The organism is Vibrio tapetis subsp. tapetis, assembly GCF_900233005.1.
GTDB classification, from domain to species: Bacteria; Pseudomonadota; Gammaproteobacteria; order Enterobacterales; family Vibrionaceae; genus Vibrio; species Vibrio tapetis.
Genome location: NZ_LT960612.1, coordinates 1562811 through 1580364, shown reverse-complemented (window position 1 = coordinate 1580364; position 17554 = coordinate 1562811). Strand labels below are relative to the sequence as shown.

Here is a 17554-nt window from a genome sequence, read left to right as displayed (position 1 = left end):
TCAATATAAGGCACGCTGCATCTACCGGTAGAAATGCAGCATACGTTTTAGTTACCCTTCAACTGTTTTTGGCCTCTTCCACCAGCATTTTCACTTTAAGTTGATCAAGTTCAATAATCGAACTGAGCTCGTGTAACCGATTGATTAACCTGCCATTAAGGACTACGCCCGATGCAATCAAACATACACCATTTTTGGCACACAAATCTTGCATTAAAATCATCCCTGACTCTAAGTTTGTCACTTGGCTAACGGTCATATATGAAATCGACTTGCCTTTGATTTTTTCTGGCAGTACACGCGGAGGCTCTTCTTTTGGTTGTGCTTTGCCGTAAGGCCAGTTGATTTTCTTATTAAGCGTTCGATCGGGTTGGTGCTTATCCGCTTTGCGAGCAGTCGGGTTTTCTGAGATACAATCGAAGTCGCTTTCTACCTCAGAATAATTTTTTTGATTTGAAAGATCAGCACTTTCTTCTAATGCGGTAATCAACTTAGTTTTTACATTATCAATCGTTATTGGCTTAACCAAAAAAGCGCTGATATCCAAGCTCATACAAGCTCTAATGACTTCTACATTCGAGTATGACGTCACGGCTAATACTCTCATATCGCATTTGTTGGCAGTTTTACCCATCCTGATACTTTTTAACAGCTCGATGCCATTCATATTGGGCATATTAATATCAGTAATCACCGCGTCTATTTTATTACTGTTAAGCGCTGTTTCAGCCTCTATACCGTCTTTCGCAGTCAATACGCTTTCAACGCCTAAACGTTGTAGCAATGATACTAAGGTTGCGCGAGAAAATTGATGATCTTCCACCACCAAAACCGTGTAACCTTCTAGTTCAGATTTCTCGTTCATTTATGCGGCTCCCTTGCTGATAATCGCACGCTCTATTAGCCATTGCTCTATCTCTTCTATTCTTGTGATCGCTTGATTTAAATGATTGTTTAGTTCTTCCCAGTCGGCTTCTAACGCTTCATCTTGAATGATTTTAAAGGTATCCCCAAGTGGATCGGCACCCGCTGACTTAGCCGCCCCTTTTGCCGCGTGCGCTATACCTTGTATTTGTTCTCGATCTTTACTTTGAAATGAGGTCGTAAGAGAGGCGAGATCGTCCTGTATTGACTCCCAATACCCTTCTAATAACGGATAAAGTATTTCTTCCTCATCAGTGCCTAATATTTCTGAGAGTCGTTCACAATCAATAGGTAAACGCGATTGGTCAATATCGAGGGTCGTGTTCAGCTCTACGGTCAAATCTGACACGGCTTCAGTAAGGTCAGTATTTGTATGATTCAATAGCGCTGAATTTTCACGGGAAACGGTGTCATCGTTTAACCATAAATTAAGTGCGGTTTTCAGCTTCTGCAATTCGATCGGTTTAGAAAGATAATCGTCCATCCCTGCTTCAATGCAGGAGTCTGCCGCACCTAAAAGCGCATTTGCAGTCAGCGCTACAATCGGAACTGGATGACTAGCCTGTTGCTCTTTCTCTATGTCACGAATCGCTCGCGTCAATTCAAAGCCATCCATAACAGGCATGTGGCAATCGGTTAACACTAAGTCGAAGCTTTGTTTTTTCCAGAGTTCAAGAGCCGTTGAGCCGTTCTCAGCCATTAGGCACTGATACCCGAGCTTACTCAGTTGACGCTCAATCACATCTCGGTTGGTTGGTTGATCTTCAGCAACCAAGATTTTCCAACGGATATTGTCATCAAAGTTATCCTCTAATGCGTTGTATTCTTGGTTTTCGATTTCATTGCTGTTGTGCTTTCGGCCATTGGCTTGTAAAACCGCATCGACCAATTCACTCGGTTTAAGCGGACAAACCCCGAGCGCAACATTACCACCTGGAAGCCCTTTCAATTTTACGGCTGGCTCATTTGCTAGCAAGATAATACGGGTACTTCTTAACTCAACGACCTTGGTTATTGCCTTCATTTCTTCATGGCTAAACTCGGAACCGAGAATCACGACATCAAATGAATCATCATTAGCCATGAGTAATTTTAGTTTCTCTAAGGAGTTGAGACTAAGCACTTTGCACTGTTGCAACTCTAGGTTTTCTTTTACTGCTGTTTGTAACGACTCTTCTCCAATAACCGTTACAATATTCATGTTCTCTAGGCATCGATCTTCACACTCTGCGTCAAGCACAGAAGCATCATCACAAGGCAATTCCACCCTGAAGGTCGTGCCCACCCATTGTTGACTCTCGACACTAATCGTTCCTCCCATCATTTCGACAAGTGAATGAGAAATCGATAAACCTAAACCCGTGCCGCCATATAATCTCGTTGTTGATGCATCACCTTGAGTAAATGACTTGAATAAGTTCTCTAGTTGCTCTGCACTCATACCGATACCATTGTCTTGAATGGTAACCGCGATTTTATTTGTGCCTTTTTTATCGGCATTGCTCTCATTCGATTCAAGCTGTGCTTTGAGCCAGATTTCACCCCGTGACTTCTCATCACCTTTAGAAAACTTAACAGCGTTTCCTAGTACGTTAAACAACACTTGGCCTAAACGAACGCCATCACTCAAGATAAGGTTAGGAATGTTAGGATCGTAAACAATGTATATCGCCGCGTTATTTTGGTTCGCTTGTAGCCATAACACGTCAGCGGTCTTCTCTACTGTTACTTGCAACGGTACGGGTAAATGTTCGACCGACATTTGATTCGCTTCAATTTTTGAAAAATCCAAAATGTCATTAATGATGCTAAGAAGGTGTAACGATGAATCTTTTATTGTCGTCGTCATACTTTGCTGGTCAAACGATAGGTCAGTATCGTTAAGCAGGTCAATCATGCCAACTACACCATTCATTGGCGTCCGAATTTCATGGCTCATATTAGCCAAAAACAGTGATTTCGCTCCGTTCGCCGCATTTGCGGCCTCACTTTCTCTTCTTAGTAATTCTTGGGAATTTTTTTCTTCGGTGACGTCTAGATTCACGCCACCCATGCCAATTGCGACACCACTATTTTCGTCGAAAATGACATCGGCTGACGCTTTTATCCAACGTATTTCTCCGTTAGGCCAACGTATCCTAAACTCCGCAAAAAATCGGGTGAGGCTATTCTTGGCTTCCATCAATGCGACTTCGGCCTGTTCGACGTCTTCCTCAAGAACACAGGTGCGCCAAGTATCGTATGTGTTATCGCAGGTATCCGGATCTTTCTGGTACATGCGATACATTCTGTCGTCCCACTCCAGCCCACCTGTAATGAAATTCCAGTTCCAAATACCAATTTCACCAGCCTCTGTCGTGAGGTTTAAACGCCTGATGGTTTCTTGCAAACTACGTTTGCTGTATTTCAATTCTGACTCTGTGTGTTTTCGATCGCTGATATCTCGGAACGTCACAAAATAGAGGGTTTCGTCGTCGAGTGACATTTGAGTCACGAGTATATCCAGGGGAATGAAATTACCTGTTTTGGTCACACCTATCGCTTCACGGAGGCGTTCAGAAATCGTGCCCTCTTTCCCCTCGTTGGAATCCTTGAGGTAATTGATGTTACCGATATTAAATTTTTCTGATATTAGTGACTCGAATAGGCTTCCTACAATATCTATTTTCTTCCAGCCGAACATCCTTTCTGCTGATAGGTTAATATCCATAATTTTTTCATCGGAGCCTACGAGCAACATGCCATCTAGTGCCGACTGAAAAATAAGGTTCATTTGGCTTTCGGAACCTTCAAGTTGCATTGTGGTTTTTTCAACCATTTCTTCTAATTTGAAATTGGTATCTAAAATTTCTGCTTCGACTCTTCTTAAGTCGGACACGTCATTATGCACCAGGATATAACTGGCAATTTCTTTTGAGTCTGAGTATACAGGGCTTAAAAATAGGTTGAAAAACATCAACCCATCATCGTGTCCTTTAAAGCAGACACTCGTTTCAAGCGATAACTCGCTGTCCAATGCCTGGATGATTTCTTCGACTTGAATTAAGTTAAGTTCTGAATCATATAAATCCCGTACCCGCATTCCTTTGATTTCATCTTCAGCTTTATTGACTAACGACAGCATTGCTTTATTGGCATACAAAACAGCATTATCTTTCTTCGCTGCTAGAACTAAAATGCAGGCATTTGCTGATTCAATTGCCTGAAATTGAACATCCAGTTGCTCTTTTTGCGTTTGCACTCGTTCAAACAACTCACCGCGTTCAATTAATTGATTTTTATAGATTTTGAGCGAATCAATAATACCGGAAATCTCATCGAGCTCTTTATATTCAGGCAGATCTACGTCCAAGTCATTTTTCGATAAACTGGCAATCACACCCTCAATTTTCTGTAATGGACTGCCGATACGAGAAATAAAATGAAATCCTGCAAAACACAAGGTCAGTACTAATCCAAAAGCCATTGCCATGGCATACCATTTACCAAGGGTTATGTTTTTAAACACATCAGAGGTAGGAATAAAGAACAAAATGATACGAGGAGCATTTTCATTGCTGACTATTTGCGCCCAAGAGACTAAGTAATCACCTTGAATGGTAAAGCTATTGGCTCCATTCGTTTCTCTAATGTGAGTCAGTGTTTCGGCTACCGTGGTACGTGAAAAATTACTCTTAATATCAAAATTTTCACTGGCAACGACATAGACATGATTACCTTGCTCGGTTGTTGCATACGTTGAATAACGGTGCGTCGATAGTGCGGCTAAGTGACTAAAGTGGCCACTGATTATATTTTTAATGTTGCTGATATCGACCACGACCGCCAATACCGCAGAAACGTTATCTTTTTCATCAAAAATTGGTGAGCTCAACACCAGTACTTTCTTATGTTTATCAAGTACCGAAAAATAGATGTCCTTACCGAACACCTGCGAAATACTAACTCGCTCGGTTTTTAGTGTATCTTTAAACCAAGGACGAGTACTTAATGTCATCGGATCACCCAAAATCGGTTTCACGTCATCACCATCATACGATTGAGTATTTTCCACCAATACGTTGCCATCAGGACTAAACAGAACCATATTTTGATAGACTCGATAGCTATCAATATAGAGGTTAAACTTGTCGGTTAATGAATCAACAAAACTCGTTTTACTCGTTTGTTCAAGAACCTGAGTACTTTCACGGAGTACCCTCACGTCCTTCGTCCTTTCAAGAATGAATTTTTCTACCTCATCGCCTATTTCTTCGACAGATTTTTGATAATAAGCCGACTCAACATTTTCAGCATACCGTGCGGCCTGCGAGATAAGGACCATCGCAACGACGAGTAACGCGCTCGATATAACGGCAAGTAATATTCCATTTTTACGCTTTAGTTTCATTGAGCCACTATCCATTTGACGTTTACGTTAAGACCATTGTGTACAGCTCAGTGAACTACCTCAAAGTAATTGCATTTATTATTTTGTGGTTATGAAATTAAGTATTGACCCTAACTGAACAAAAGCAATGCAAATTATTGAATAATGCCTAGTTTTCTTTCGATTAACGGATGCGTTGAATTTTGAATTGATGTAGAATCGCCAGCCTTTTATTTACTTGGGGTTGAATGATGTTTATTGGTTTCGATTATGGCACCGCCAATTGTTCCGTTGCTTCAATGGTTAATGGCCAACCAAATTTACTTAACTTAGAAGGCAACAGCCCTTTTATTTCTTCAACACTATGCGCCCCTACTCGAGAAGCGGTATCTGAGTACCTTTTTCGCCATTACAACATCTCACCGAGCAGCCCTGTTGGAGAACAAGTCTTGCGTCGTTCTATCGCATTTAACCGCGATGAAGACATTGAAGTTCTTAAAGGTGATTTGTTATTTGGTCAAGCTGCACTTGATTTGTATCTAGAAGACCCTCGTGAAGTCTATTACGTCAAGTCACCCAAATCCTTTTTGGGTGCAAGTGGTTTACATGAAGTTCAAATTTCATTTTTTGAAGATTTAGTGTGTGCCATGATGAGCAACATTAAGCAGAAAAGTGAGCTTCAAACTCAACAGGTGATTACCGATACGGTGATTGGCCGCCCTGTTAATTTTCATGGACGTGGTGGTGAAGACGCCAACATTCAGGCTGAAAACATTCTTAGAAAAGCGGCGCTACGTGCTGGGTTTAAGAACATCGAATTCCAGTTTGAACCTGTTGCCGCTGGGCTTGATTACGAAAACAGTTTAAAACATGATCAAACTGTGTTGGTCGTGGATATTGGTGGTGGTACAACAGATTGCTCGTTAATAGAAATGGGGCCAACGTGGGCTAATCAGCCTGACAGAACTAGCAGCTTATTGGCCCATAGCGGTCAGCGCGTTGGGGGTAATGACCTTGATATCTATTTGGCGTTTAAACATTTGATGTCGCCACTAGGAAAAGGCAGTAAAACCGATGCAGGTATCGATATACCTTTAAATCAGTTTTGGAACCCTATCGCCATTAACAATGTTGAAGCGCAACGTGACTTTTACGCCAGAGAAAACCTAAAAGCACTGAAGCAGTTTAGAAAAGATGCCCAAGAGCCAGAAAAGCTTGATCGACTGCTTAAGGTGTATCAAGAAACTCTGGGCTACAGCATTGTAAGGCAAGCAGAACAAGCCAAAATTGCTTTATCAAACTCTAACCATTATTTAGCCAATATTGATTTGTTGTCTGAAACTTTGGAAATTGATGTGAGCGTGAGCCAAATGGCTGAAGCCATAGAAGCACCGAAAGAAAAAATGATCGAATTGATTAGCGAAGCGCTTACACAAGGTGCAAAAACGCCCGACGTTATCTACCTAACGGGTGGTACCGCTCGTTCGCCAATACTTCGCCAAGCAATCGAAGAGAAGTTACCAAACGTGCCTATGGTAAGTGGTAACTACTTTGGTTCTGTTACGTCCGGTCTTACTCACTGGGCTGAACTGTGCTTTAAATAAGTTTGTCTTAGGAGCCTAATGCCGATCGTTTAGCTACTTGAACGATCCTCCAGAGGCCTCATAATCGGTCGTAACGTAAGTTACGGCCGATTTTTTATGTCTGAGTTTTCAAAAGAGTTACAGGTTACCGCAGAGTTTTGCCACGAACGTCCAATCGATGTGTTTAATAAACACATTCCTTGGGAATGGGTTGAAGAAGCTGTTCAACAAACTGGACGAGTATCGCTCAGAAAGCGACGCCTCCCCGCAGAGCAAGCTGTTTGGTTAGTATTAGGGATTGGGCTCCAACGTAATCGCTCCATTCAAGATGTCTGCGACAAGTTGGAGTTAGCATTCCCTGATGTAGATGGTGAACTCACACCTATGGCAACAAGCAGTATTATCAAGGGGAAAGAACGCCTCGGCGATAAACCTATGCGTTACTTATTTAAAACTACAGCCCAACAGTGGGAGCAACAATCAGACTTTGACGAAGTTTGTGGCTTAAAGCTTCTTAGTGTCGATGGAACGTATTTCAAAACTCACAATACCGAAGAAAATCAGCATTTTGGGTTTGCTCAAAAAGGTGCATCATTTCCAAGCGTGTTGGCAGTAACATTAATGTCTACACGTAGCCACCTTGTGTCCGATGCTGCTTTTGGACCAGTAACAAACAGTGAAATATCATATGCCCAACAACTTGTGGGGTCAGCACCAGATGACTCATTAACACTTTTTGATAGAGGGTTCACTTCTGCGGAGTTATTTACCAGCTGGCAGGGTGCTAGCAGTAACAGCCACTGGTTAACACCAATCAAAACCAAAATGCGCTATGACATAATCGAGAGTTATACTGATTATGATCATCTCATTGAGATGCCTGTTTCACCACAAGCTCAAAAGCAGACTCCCTATCTTGGCAAGAGATGGCAAGCACGCCTTATTCTAATTCCAACCCCTAAAGGTGAAATCAAAGGCTTCATTACTTCGTGCTTATGCCCTGAGCGCTATCTGTTTGATGACTTAGTTAAAGTGTATTGGGAGCGTTGGGAAATCGAACGCAGTTACGGCGAACTAAAGCAGTATCAGTTACAAAACAAACCAACATTACGAAGTAAGAAAAAAGTCGGGATATATCAGGAGCTATGGGGAATATTAACCAGCTATAACATCGTGAGGCTGGAAATGGCTGAGATGGCTAAACAACATGAAGTTGAGCCTCTACGGATCAGCTTCATTAATGCCTTATTTTTGATTATGGATGAGATGATTTGGGCGAGCGACACTCGAAGTCCAGGAGCGATACCAAAAAACTTAAAAGCTCTCAGGGACAATGGGAAGCGGCTTATTCTCCCCAAGAAACGGAAAAGGAAACCATACCCCAGAGCGGTTTTAAAAAAGCCAGCCCGATACCCCAATAAACATGCCACTCGCTCTTAAGCGAGTGGCATTAGTCTTAGGAGCCCCATTTTTAGGGGCTCTCTATTGATACCCCGCTCTCGGTGGCTTACCCTCTACATGCCGTCACTTTCGCTCTCCACAAGCTCTTCATAGGTCAACGACAAATTTTGTTGCCTTAATGCATCTTGATAATCTTCAAGGTAAACTTTTGCCGACTCTTTGGAAAACACGGTATACACAAGTGTCGGAAGTTCCGGTAACGTCATGTAGCGAAACTGATCGTACCCTAGCTTATCTGCTTCATATTTAAGACCCTCGACGTCAGGCAGGTAAATCGCATCGATTCGTCTCGCCTCTAGTTTACTAAAATGTTGCTTATAAATTTGTTTACCGGATGCCACTCTATCGTACTTGATTCTTTCGTCTCTCATCATAGGAGTACGGTAGACTTTTGCGGTGATCCCGATAGTAAACGGCAGAATGTCCTCAATCGTTTCAATGCTACTTAATGGGAAATCCTCTCTCACCGCTATACCAGGGGTTGTTCTGTAGTACGGTTCTTCAGGATAGACAAACCGCTCTGAGCGTTGGCTATTTTTAGCCAATAGTAGTGCCGCGTCAATCTGATTATGCTCTAAGGCATACACCATTCTAGGAAACGGAAACGCCATGAAAGTTACTTTATCAATGCTCATTTTTGACGCAATATCTTTAAAATGCGTGATGGCGTAACCTTGATGTTCCCTATCTTCGCTCTTCACAATCATGTGTGGCCCAAGATAAAATATACCTACTTTTATTTCTTTCGCCTGCAACGGAAGACAAACCAATGTCAGTAACATCAACCCAATAATTTTCATCTTAGCCTCGCATTTAACAGACTGTCGTTCTGTTGTTGAACTGCATATTGTTAACGTTAGCTCGTTATCCAAAAATTGCGATTTTTCTCCTCTAATCCAATGGTACAAATTTCCTATTGACCTTGTCCAAATTTTGCACCACCATAAACTGACTAATCAGTCGGTTTATTTATAAGGACAAACTATGGCAGTTCACGAAACGATCGTTCAACAAGATACCCAGCATGAAGACTCACAAATTGAGGCGCTCAATGAACACTTCCATTCACTGAGTGCTCAATTCAAACAAACACCATATTTGCCGATTGATAGCCGAATCGAAACAATTACAGTCATCAAACAAGTATTATTGGCAGAAAAAGAAAACTTGATTCAGGCCTTAAGTGACGATTACGGGTACCGCAGCCAATTTGATAGCTTACTCGCCGATATCATCGCAACGATTCAACACGCTAATTACACACTCAAACACATAAAGAAGTGGGTCAAACCAGAAAAACGTCACGCTGGATTACTGTTGTTCCCTTCGAAAGTTACGGTTCATCAACAACCGTTAGGCGTGATTGGCATCATTACTCCTTGGAATTTCCCGATTAATTTAAGCATCAACCCTGCGATTACCGCGTTGGCTGCGGGCAATCGAGTCATGATTAAGATGAGTGAATTCACACCTAATACCAACCGAGTGCTCAAGAACATATTGAGTAGCATCAATGATCAGGTCATATTCATTGAAGGCGAAATGGAAGTATCTAGTGCGTTCAGTAAACTGCCGTTTGATCATCTATTTTTTACCGGCTCAACTGAAGTTGGAAAACATATAGCCCGTGCCGCCGCAGACAACCTGACTCCGATCACCCTTGAGTTAGGTGGTAAGTCCCCAGTGATCATTGATGACCAAATATCAATGAAAAGTGCAATTGATAGCATCATTCTGGGCAAGACCGTCAATGCAGGCCAAATTTGTGTCGCGCCAGATTATATTTGGCTGCCCCAGTCTAGGCAGCAAGAGTTCATCGAGACTTACATTAAGCGATTCCAGCATTTCTATGGAGGAAAGGTACAAGCAAGTCGTCATGGTTGCATCATCAATGAACGTCAATTATCCCGTCTACAAAGCTACTTAGTGGATGCAGAAAAACAAGGCGCCAAACTGCACCCTGTTAGCCAGGATTCAACAGCCAATACCCCATCTGATTTGATGCCGACCTTGGTGAGCGACGTGAACGATGACATGTTGATCATGAAGAATGAGATTTTTGGCAGCCTCTTACCGATCATGACCTATGATCACATTGATGAAGCGTTCCGATATATTGATAATCGTGCTCGTCCGCTTGCACTGTATGTCATGTCCGACGACAAGGCGTTGATTGAGCGCGCGACCTATCAAGTGCACAGTGGCGCACTCAGTATCAACGATACTTTATTGCACGTGGCTGCCGAAGATGCCCCGTTTGGTGGTATCGGTCATTCAGGCCTGGGGAGCTATCACGGTATCGAAGGATTTAAAACGTTTTCTCACAGTAAAACGGTCTTTCATACCGCCTCGTGGTTACCACGTAGTGCACTACTGCTCAAAAATCGTGATTTAATGACCAAACTCCTGCAGAAGGTTTTTTTACGATAATGACTGACAGTAATAAGGCGGTTAATCCCTCAAAGAAGGCGCTGATTCTTGAAGCAGCGCTGTCCTCTTTCGTCGAGAATGGCATAACCAATACTTCAACCGCCAGCATTGCAAAACGAGCCGGTGTGGCAACAGGTACGTTATTTCATCACTTTGCTAACAAACAACTCCTCTGTGATGAGTTGTATCGGGAAATAAAGACCCAACTGAGTGTTGAGATAAACCAAGATCTCGACGGCGATTTATATTCTAAAGGGCAAACTCTATGGCTAAAGGCATTGGAATGGTTCCTTAATAATCCAAACGCTTTACGCTTTTTGCAACGCTACTATTTAAATATTGAAGCGCTTACAAACAAAGTCGATGACAAAGCTCACACTATGGCTATATTCAAGGAGTTACACCAGTACCTTTATGACTTCTTTGACCAGTGTCTGCATGAGAGTATCGTGATTGATATGCCCTTAGATTATCTTGCTCTGATGGCACAAAACAGCATATTTTCTAATGCTGAGTTTTTGTTACTGTACCCAAATCACAATACTGAAACGTTTAAGCAGCAAGCTTGCTCATCGGCACTTAACAGCTTAATGAAAGTCAACTAACACACCAATATTCAAGGCCTTTCTCTAAGGGCAATGTTACGTACATTGCCCTAAAAACGCCAACACACCGCTTTGTTTTAGCCATTGCAATTGCGCTTCATTTTTCACGACAAAGCGGCCGCTAAAATTAATACCATTGGCATACATGCCCCCCACTTGGTTGACACTCCTCGGAACAATAAGCATCCAGCGCTTCGTGAGCAACAAATTATAAGGCTTGCAAATCCCATCATCGTGCTCTGGTAATAAATGTAATTCAGACATCATCTCAAGATACCCTTGATGTATTTTATTCGGGTTTAATTCACTAATGAGTGATAACTGATGCGGAAAAGGCAACTCACCGTTTGCAATCGCCTGTTCAAAAGGGATTTGAGATTTCACGACTTGCATATGTCGATGAGGTTGGCTTGACCCTGCCATAACGCCGCCATTAAAGAATCCCAACACATCGTCAGCATCGTGACTTTCGTTTGGCAGAGGCGTAACGTTTGGTTCAAACTTAAATGCCATCAACCATGCAGTAAAATCAGACAGGTCAAGCAACTGGTTCTGTTGGGCGTATTGGCGAGTACAAATCAAAAGGTGCGGGGTGATCACGGGAAACTTATTGAGTATGCAAACATGATCATCACCGGCTTCGGAAACATACATCGCCTTTTCATAAGGCAAAAATGGGTTACGCACGGCTTTTGGGTTATCGGAAAAATGCGCCACCGGCTTCTTACGAATATTATCACTGAGCGTATGCCCAAAACATCGGTACCCTTCACTTTCAAAGTAAAAGGCCTTCGACGCAATAGGAACTAACGTTTCGTTTTCCATCGCACGTTGGCTGACTTCTCGCGCCTTAGTCCAAAACATCACAGCTCCTTAGTACCTTATTCAACATTCATTATATTACAGGATCAGCGCTGACTTCTTAACCTTGATATAGCAGGTGATTCCACTGGCTATGTTTATCTAAATAATGTTTTACGTAACTGCATTCCGCCACAATTTTCCATTTAAGACGTGCTATTTCTGGCAAATCCGCTTCCATCATTACTGCGCCTTTACCCTGCCCCCGTAAGATAGAAGGAACAGAAGAGTGGTCAATATAGGCAACATCATCAACCAATCTATAACTGACCTTTGCCCACTCATTTGTCGCCACTTCGATGCGAAATTCATTCTTTTCCTGATCGTGCTGCACTATCGTCGTCATATCTCTCGCTCCATCATTGCTCTGGGTTAGATTGAACCTACTCAATTTTTCCGTCGATTTATCTCATTGTGAACTAACTCAGACGGTGTGCCAAACTTGTATTCCTTTGCAACAATGACCGTTCTCCCTCACTACGATACAGTGCGCGGGACTAACAAACTGGTCGTACCTTTAAATCCAATTTTCAATAAACGTACTTATCGCACCAATTAAAACAACATAAAATCAATTCGTTAAGAGGTTATCCCGCAAATAACGTCTAGATCTCACCCTCCTAAATACGAACAAGTTGCATAAGGCAATTTCACATTTCTCGATTTAATTCGAATTAATATTTGATCAACCAGCCAATGTTAGTTAAATTGTTAATGTGATGTTAAATATATCGAGGAAAATATGCCTGTTGTCGATAGAGTTAGAATTCACTCGCCTCATATTGACCAGCAAAGGAAGCAATAATGAAATTAAGGACATGTCTAACGACATTGGCAATTCTGTGTTCTACTAATTCGCTAAGTAACGATGTTATATACATAAATGGCAACGTATATACGATCAATGAACAACAACCATGGGCTGAAGGGTTTGTTGTCGAAGACGGTAAATTTGTCAAAGTTGGAACAACTAAAGCGCTAAAAGAAATCGCCGACGACAAATCGACTATTATCGACTTAGAAGGCCAATTCGTTATGCCCGGTCTGATCGACGACCATATTCACCCAGATATGGTCGCTGAAAGCATTATGAATGTAATGAGCGAGTACAACACCAGTTATGAAGAGTTCGGGAACCGCATAAAACAGTACATGAAAGACAACCCAGATAGTGAGTGGGTATTTGGCGGGCCGATTAACTGGTTATCTGACGACAACGGTAACATTGATGTTTTCAACCAACCTTCCAACGCCTCAATTCTTGATAAATTCGTAAGTGACCGCCCAGCCTTTTTTTGGGACATAGGCGCTCACGCGGCATTGGTGAATACCAAAGCACTTGAACTACTCGGGGTCGACAAAAATACGCCTGATCCCGTTGGTGGTGTCTACGTCCGTGATAAAGACGGCAATGCCACTGGGGTACTTAGAGAAAACACTGCAACGTTAGCGTGGGAAAAATTCATTCTCAAAAATCGCCCGTCCAACGAAGCTATCGCTTACCAAGGCCTAAAGCCTGCTTTTGATATGGTCAACAGTTATGGCATTACCAGTATCTCGGATGTGTGGGCTCGTGCATGGATATTAGACGGCTATCGAATTCTGTCTGAGAAAAATGCACTCAACGTGAGAATATTCGCATATATTGCCGACCCTATTGAATGGCAATCCCAGTGGATGAAAGACATCGCCACTGAGGCTATTGAAAACATCGATTCATACAATACCGACCGCCTTACTGTTGCCGGAGTCAAGTTTGTACTCGATGGATCGGCAGGGGGTCAAACTGCGGTCATGGTCGACCCTTTTGAAGGCACGGATAACCATGGCTATTGGCGTGACGACCCAGACTATTTTTTAGAGAAAATTGAACAATACGACAAACTTGGACTGACAGTCAAAATCCACGCAGTGGGTGACGGGGCGATTCGTAAAGGCCTAGAAGGCATAGGAAATACCCGAAAAAATGGCAGTAAACTAAGGCACAGTATCGCTCATACTGTTTTTGTGAATCCCGCTGATAAAAAATTGTTTAAGCAGCATGACGTTGTGGCCGAGTTTTCTCCTTATTTTTGGTATCGCGGTCCGCACACACAAATGATTGAACCAGACGTAGGTGCCAAACGCCTGTCTTGGGTTTTTCCATTCCGCTCATTGGTTGAGAAGAAAGTTCACATTTCCGTCGGTTCAGATTGGCCGGTTTCAGCCACTCCTAACCCTTGGCCTGCGATCGAAAGTATGATCACACGTAAACAACCTGGCGGCGAAGGAGAAGGCCTTGCTGAACAAGAATCCATTAGCCTCAAAGCTGCGCTAAAGGCCTATACCATTGGCGGTGCTTACGCTCAATACCAAGAAAATCATATTGGTTCGATTGAAGTTGGCAAATACGCTGATTTCATCATAACGAATCAAAACCCATTTAAAGTCCCGGCAACAGCCATTCATAAAACCCGAGTGCTTAGTACTGTGATTGAAGGCAAAGAGGTTTTCCGCGCCCAATAATCACTGGCTTTTTGCCCTCCTTCAAAGGAGGGCTTTTTTTTGCTCAAAATTTCTGTTCTAAAAGGATCTCATATGGACGCAGCTATCAGTCACATTCAACAACTAGAAATCGCGAACATGTTTGAACATTGCGGTGATGCCAGCTTTTACGCCATGCTCGAACAGGTCTTTCAGTCTGTTATTCCCCATCAAGCATTCTTCGTTATCAACTGCTTACCCAATCAAGCTGAAATGCTCTATCACTACGGCCCAAAGACCCATAAAACACGTTTAACAAAATTGCTCGATGGCATTAAGCACCCCCATCAACTAAAACACACCCATGCAAAACTCTATCGACCATTACACACCGGAGATTTCCCCTCTCGTGATATCTTTTCGTTTCAATGGAAGCATCATTGCCATGCATTACACATTCACGATCAGCTAGTGATCACACCACCGGCAACGCAGCAAGACCAAAATATTTGGATAGTACTCGATCTATTGGATGACTTTCCGACGTTTACCGACAATCAAATCGCTCGTGTGGAGCACTGGCTGCCAACGATTGATCGTTTAATCAACGCGCACTACGACAGGCTACAAGCCAACGTTTCTTTAAACGAATTGGTTTATCAAGCCATTGAACACTTTGCAAAACCTCGACTAACCCCACGTGAAACCGAACTCGTTAAGATCATGTTTGAAGGCTACTCCTCAAAACAAGCGGCTCGGATGTTGGATATTTCCCCTGCTACAGAGCGTGTACATCGCACTAATATTTATCAAAAACTTCAAATAAACAGTCAATGCGAGTTATTACGTTGTTTACTGACAAACAACGAAAACGGCAAGCCATTACAGCTTGCCGGTTAAATTATTCTTTGCTTTATCAGTAACGTTGCTTTTGTTTGTATTTAAAGTGCTAGCTTCTGACCGTTAGCACTTTTTTGTTTACGTTAAAGTTTTAAGAAAGGACGCTTATCGGTAAACGTCCCTTTATTCATAAACAACAAACAGGCATTAGAACATCGCACCTGCACCTATATAAACTGCATTACCTTTAAAGCTATTGCTGTGTTTACTTTGATAATACTCTACGTAAATCTCACCCCATGCGACTGGAGCAAATGCAGTACCAACATGGAAGTCAGTAAACAATTCACTGTCGGCCGCACCTTCACTTCGGTCATATACACGGTCAACACCGGCGTAGCTTCGTAAATACTCCACCCAACGATAGTTCGCACCTAAGGTAAGATTTTGATATTCACCTTTGGCCGCATTGTTATTGAAGTCGTTCACAACGCTTTCAAAACGGCCTCCTAGATCCAATGAGTCGCCCACTGGCACGGTTGCCGCAACGGCCCACGAACTGTGTTTTGCATCTTTAAGCGATAAGGCCGTACCGGCTAGGAGATCAAGACCATCACCGGTAATACCTTCTGATTTGTTATAACCCGCCGCCACTTTGGCACCTTGATCGAATTGATAAGACAAACCAAGGCCATACCCTTTTTCAACTTTGATGGCTGAAATGCTCGATGGATCACCACCGTAAGAAGGTGGCAATGCATTTTTCCCGACAAAAATAGCCCCCGAATTGTAACCATTACCAAATGTTATCTTGTCTTCACTGCGTTTTGCTTGATATTGCAAACCGATATAAAGATTGTCAATTTGCTTAGTCCAGACAATGGTGTTTGCAGTACGGCGGCTCCCTAGTTCGTCAGATAACATCATTCCGGAACCACCCGCCCAGTAACTGAAGTATCCCATGTCAGTTTGCATATACGGTGACTCTTGTTTACCGATTGATAATGTGCCCGCCATCTCATGGCCAATAGATACAAAGACCTGACGACTATTTAGGAAATCTTCAGAACTCGATAGAACCGAGTCACTGCTTGTGTTGAATTCTAGATCGGCTTCCGCGACGCCACCCAATGTAAAAGGCGCCAATTCGTGAAAGGCAGAGATACCGATGTATGAGCCCGGGTCTTCGACATGAATGCCGTTTTCCATCAGAAGCTTTTCAGGGTTATCAAAATTGTTATGGGTTACATGCGCAGCAATAGCGCCATACAAGTCAATACTGGTGCCTTCTGCACTATATAATTGCGCCGCCATTGCCGTCGGGCTTGCTAATAAAGCAACCGATACACACATAGCACTGCTACGTAATTTAAAAGGTGTCGTGTTGGTCATGATGTCCCTTCCTTGAGAGTGTTTCACTTCAATTGATTCACCACCATTGCACCACCTGTGCGAACGAAGAGGAATAACGCAAATGCGTTAGTCCCATTCATTCTGATTGATTCTCAATTTGACAAACAACCCAATTCCAATTTGAGAAAACACCCAAACAACAACTTAACTCACTGTATTTACTGAAGTAAAAACTTGGCACAAAACCTGCTGTTATAACTACAACACAACATTCTTTCGCTTTACTTAAACCCCGTTAGGAGAAACATTATGGAACTTACAACAATTGAAACTAACCAAAACGTACTAACGCTATCACTAGAAGGTGACTTCGATGCAACTGGCGCTCGTGCCGCCCAACCACACATAGACAGTATCATTTCAACCGACGAGCATTCTGAAATTGAGATTGACTTTAACAACGTGAAATTTCTTGATTCATCTGGCGTTGGCGCGATGGTTTACCTGTACAAACGTCTTGTAGAACATAACCGCAGCATGCGCATCGAAAACGCAAAGGGGCAGCCACTTGAAATAATTAAACTGCTTCGAATTGGCCATGCAATTCCAGTTAACTCAAAAAGTTTAGATTTCGCGTAAATGAACTAAGCTATTACAAACAATAA

13 protein-coding genes are annotated in these 17554 nt (G+C 42.6%); 7 read left to right on the top strand and 6 right to left on the bottom strand.

The genetic code is table 11. From position 1 onward, the window contains the following. Nucleotides 1–58: 58 nt before the first annotated feature. Together VTAP4600_RS24035 and VTAP4600_RS24030 are read right to left on the bottom strand one after the other, a co-directional pair. Entirely contained in the window at nucleotides 59–865 is an 807-nt protein-coding gene (locus VTAP4600_RS24035; RefSeq protein WP_102525214.1) for a response regulator, read from the bottom strand. Then, the gene (locus VTAP4600_RS24030) at nucleotides 866–5314 is read right to left on the bottom strand and encodes a response regulator (protein WP_172443219.1); all 4449 of its coding nucleotides are present in this window, start codon (nucleotides 5312–5314) and stop codon (nucleotides 866–868) included. Nucleotides 5315–5544: 230 nt separating this feature from the next. Between VTAP4600_RS24030 and yegD the strand changes: the two genes are divergently transcribed. Both yegD and VTAP4600_RS24020 read left to right on the top strand, forming a co-directional pair. After that, on the top strand, nucleotides 5545–6897 hold the full coding sequence (gene yegD / locus VTAP4600_RS24025; protein WP_102525212.1) for a molecular chaperone: 1353 nt from the start codon (nucleotides 5545–5547) through the stop codon (nucleotides 6895–6897). A gap of 96 nt (nucleotides 6898–6993) precedes the next feature. Beyond that, nucleotides 6994–8316: an IS4 family transposase gene (locus VTAP4600_RS24020; RefSeq protein WP_012397019.1), complete on the top strand. Its 1323-nt coding sequence runs from the start codon at nucleotides 6994–6996 to the stop codon at nucleotides 8314–8316. Nucleotides 8317–8390: 74 nt separating this feature from the next. On the opposite strand, the gene VTAP4600_RS24015 is transcribed toward VTAP4600_RS24020, so the two are convergent. Continuing rightward, complete coding sequence (locus VTAP4600_RS24015; RefSeq protein WP_102525211.1) at nucleotides 8391–9137, bottom strand: substrate-binding periplasmic protein; 747 nt, start codon at nucleotides 9135–9137, stop codon at nucleotides 8391–8393. A 184-nt stretch (nucleotides 9138–9321) separates the two neighbouring features. Here VTAP4600_RS24015 and VTAP4600_RS24010 point away from each other — a divergent pair, with 184 nt between their 5' ends. Together VTAP4600_RS24010 and VTAP4600_RS24005 are read left to right on the top strand one after the other, a co-directional pair. Continuing rightward, nucleotides 9322–10767, top strand: a complete 1446-nt coding sequence (locus VTAP4600_RS24010) for a coniferyl aldehyde dehydrogenase (RefSeq protein ID WP_102525210.1) — start codon at nucleotides 9322–9324, stop codon at nucleotides 10765–10767. Further along, nucleotides 10767–11372: a TetR/AcrR family transcriptional regulator gene (locus VTAP4600_RS24005; protein WP_102525209.1), complete on the top strand. Its 606-nt coding sequence runs from the start codon at nucleotides 10767–10769 to the stop codon at nucleotides 11370–11372. Before VTAP4600_RS24010 ends, VTAP4600_RS24005 begins: the two co-directional genes overlap by 1 nt. A gap of 36 nt (nucleotides 11373–11408) precedes the next feature. Here VTAP4600_RS24005 and VTAP4600_RS24000 read toward each other — a convergent pair whose 3' ends face one another. Together VTAP4600_RS24000 and VTAP4600_RS23995 are read right to left on the bottom strand one after the other, a co-directional pair. Continuing rightward, entirely contained in the window at nucleotides 11409–12236 is an 828-nt protein-coding gene (locus VTAP4600_RS24000) for an ATP adenylyltransferase family protein (RefSeq protein ID WP_102525208.1), read from the bottom strand. Between the two features lie 58 nt (nucleotides 12237–12294). Next, entirely contained in the window at nucleotides 12295–12579 is a 285-nt protein-coding gene (locus tag VTAP4600_RS23995) for a GNAT family N-acetyltransferase (protein WP_102525207.1), read from the bottom strand. 458 nt (nucleotides 12580–13037) lie between these two features. On the opposite strand from VTAP4600_RS23995, the gene VTAP4600_RS23990 reads away from it, so the two are divergent. Together VTAP4600_RS23990 and VTAP4600_RS23985 are read left to right on the top strand one after the other, a co-directional pair. After that, nucleotides 13038–14738: an amidohydrolase gene (locus VTAP4600_RS23990; protein WP_102525206.1), complete on the top strand. Its 1701-nt coding sequence runs from the start codon at nucleotides 13038–13040 to the stop codon at nucleotides 14736–14738. A 72-nt stretch (nucleotides 14739–14810) separates the two neighbouring features. Then, nucleotides 14811–15596, top strand: coding sequence for a helix-turn-helix transcriptional regulator (locus VTAP4600_RS23985; RefSeq protein ID WP_102525205.1), 786 nt, complete (start codon nucleotides 14811–14813; stop codon nucleotides 15594–15596). Between the two features lie 147 nt (nucleotides 15597–15743). On the opposite strand, the gene VTAP4600_RS23980 is transcribed toward VTAP4600_RS23985, so the two are convergent. Then, a complete protein-coding gene (locus VTAP4600_RS23980; protein WP_102525204.1) occupies nucleotides 15744–16928 on the bottom strand; it encodes a porin in 1185 nt (394 codons plus the stop codon). Between the two features lie 270 nt (nucleotides 16929–17198). Between VTAP4600_RS23980 and VTAP4600_RS23975 the strand changes: the two genes are divergently transcribed. Continuing rightward, complete coding sequence (locus tag VTAP4600_RS23975) at nucleotides 17199–17528, top strand: STAS domain-containing protein (RefSeq protein ID WP_102525203.1); 330 nt, start codon at nucleotides 17199–17201, stop codon at nucleotides 17526–17528. Nucleotides 17529–17554: the final 26 nt, after the last annotated feature.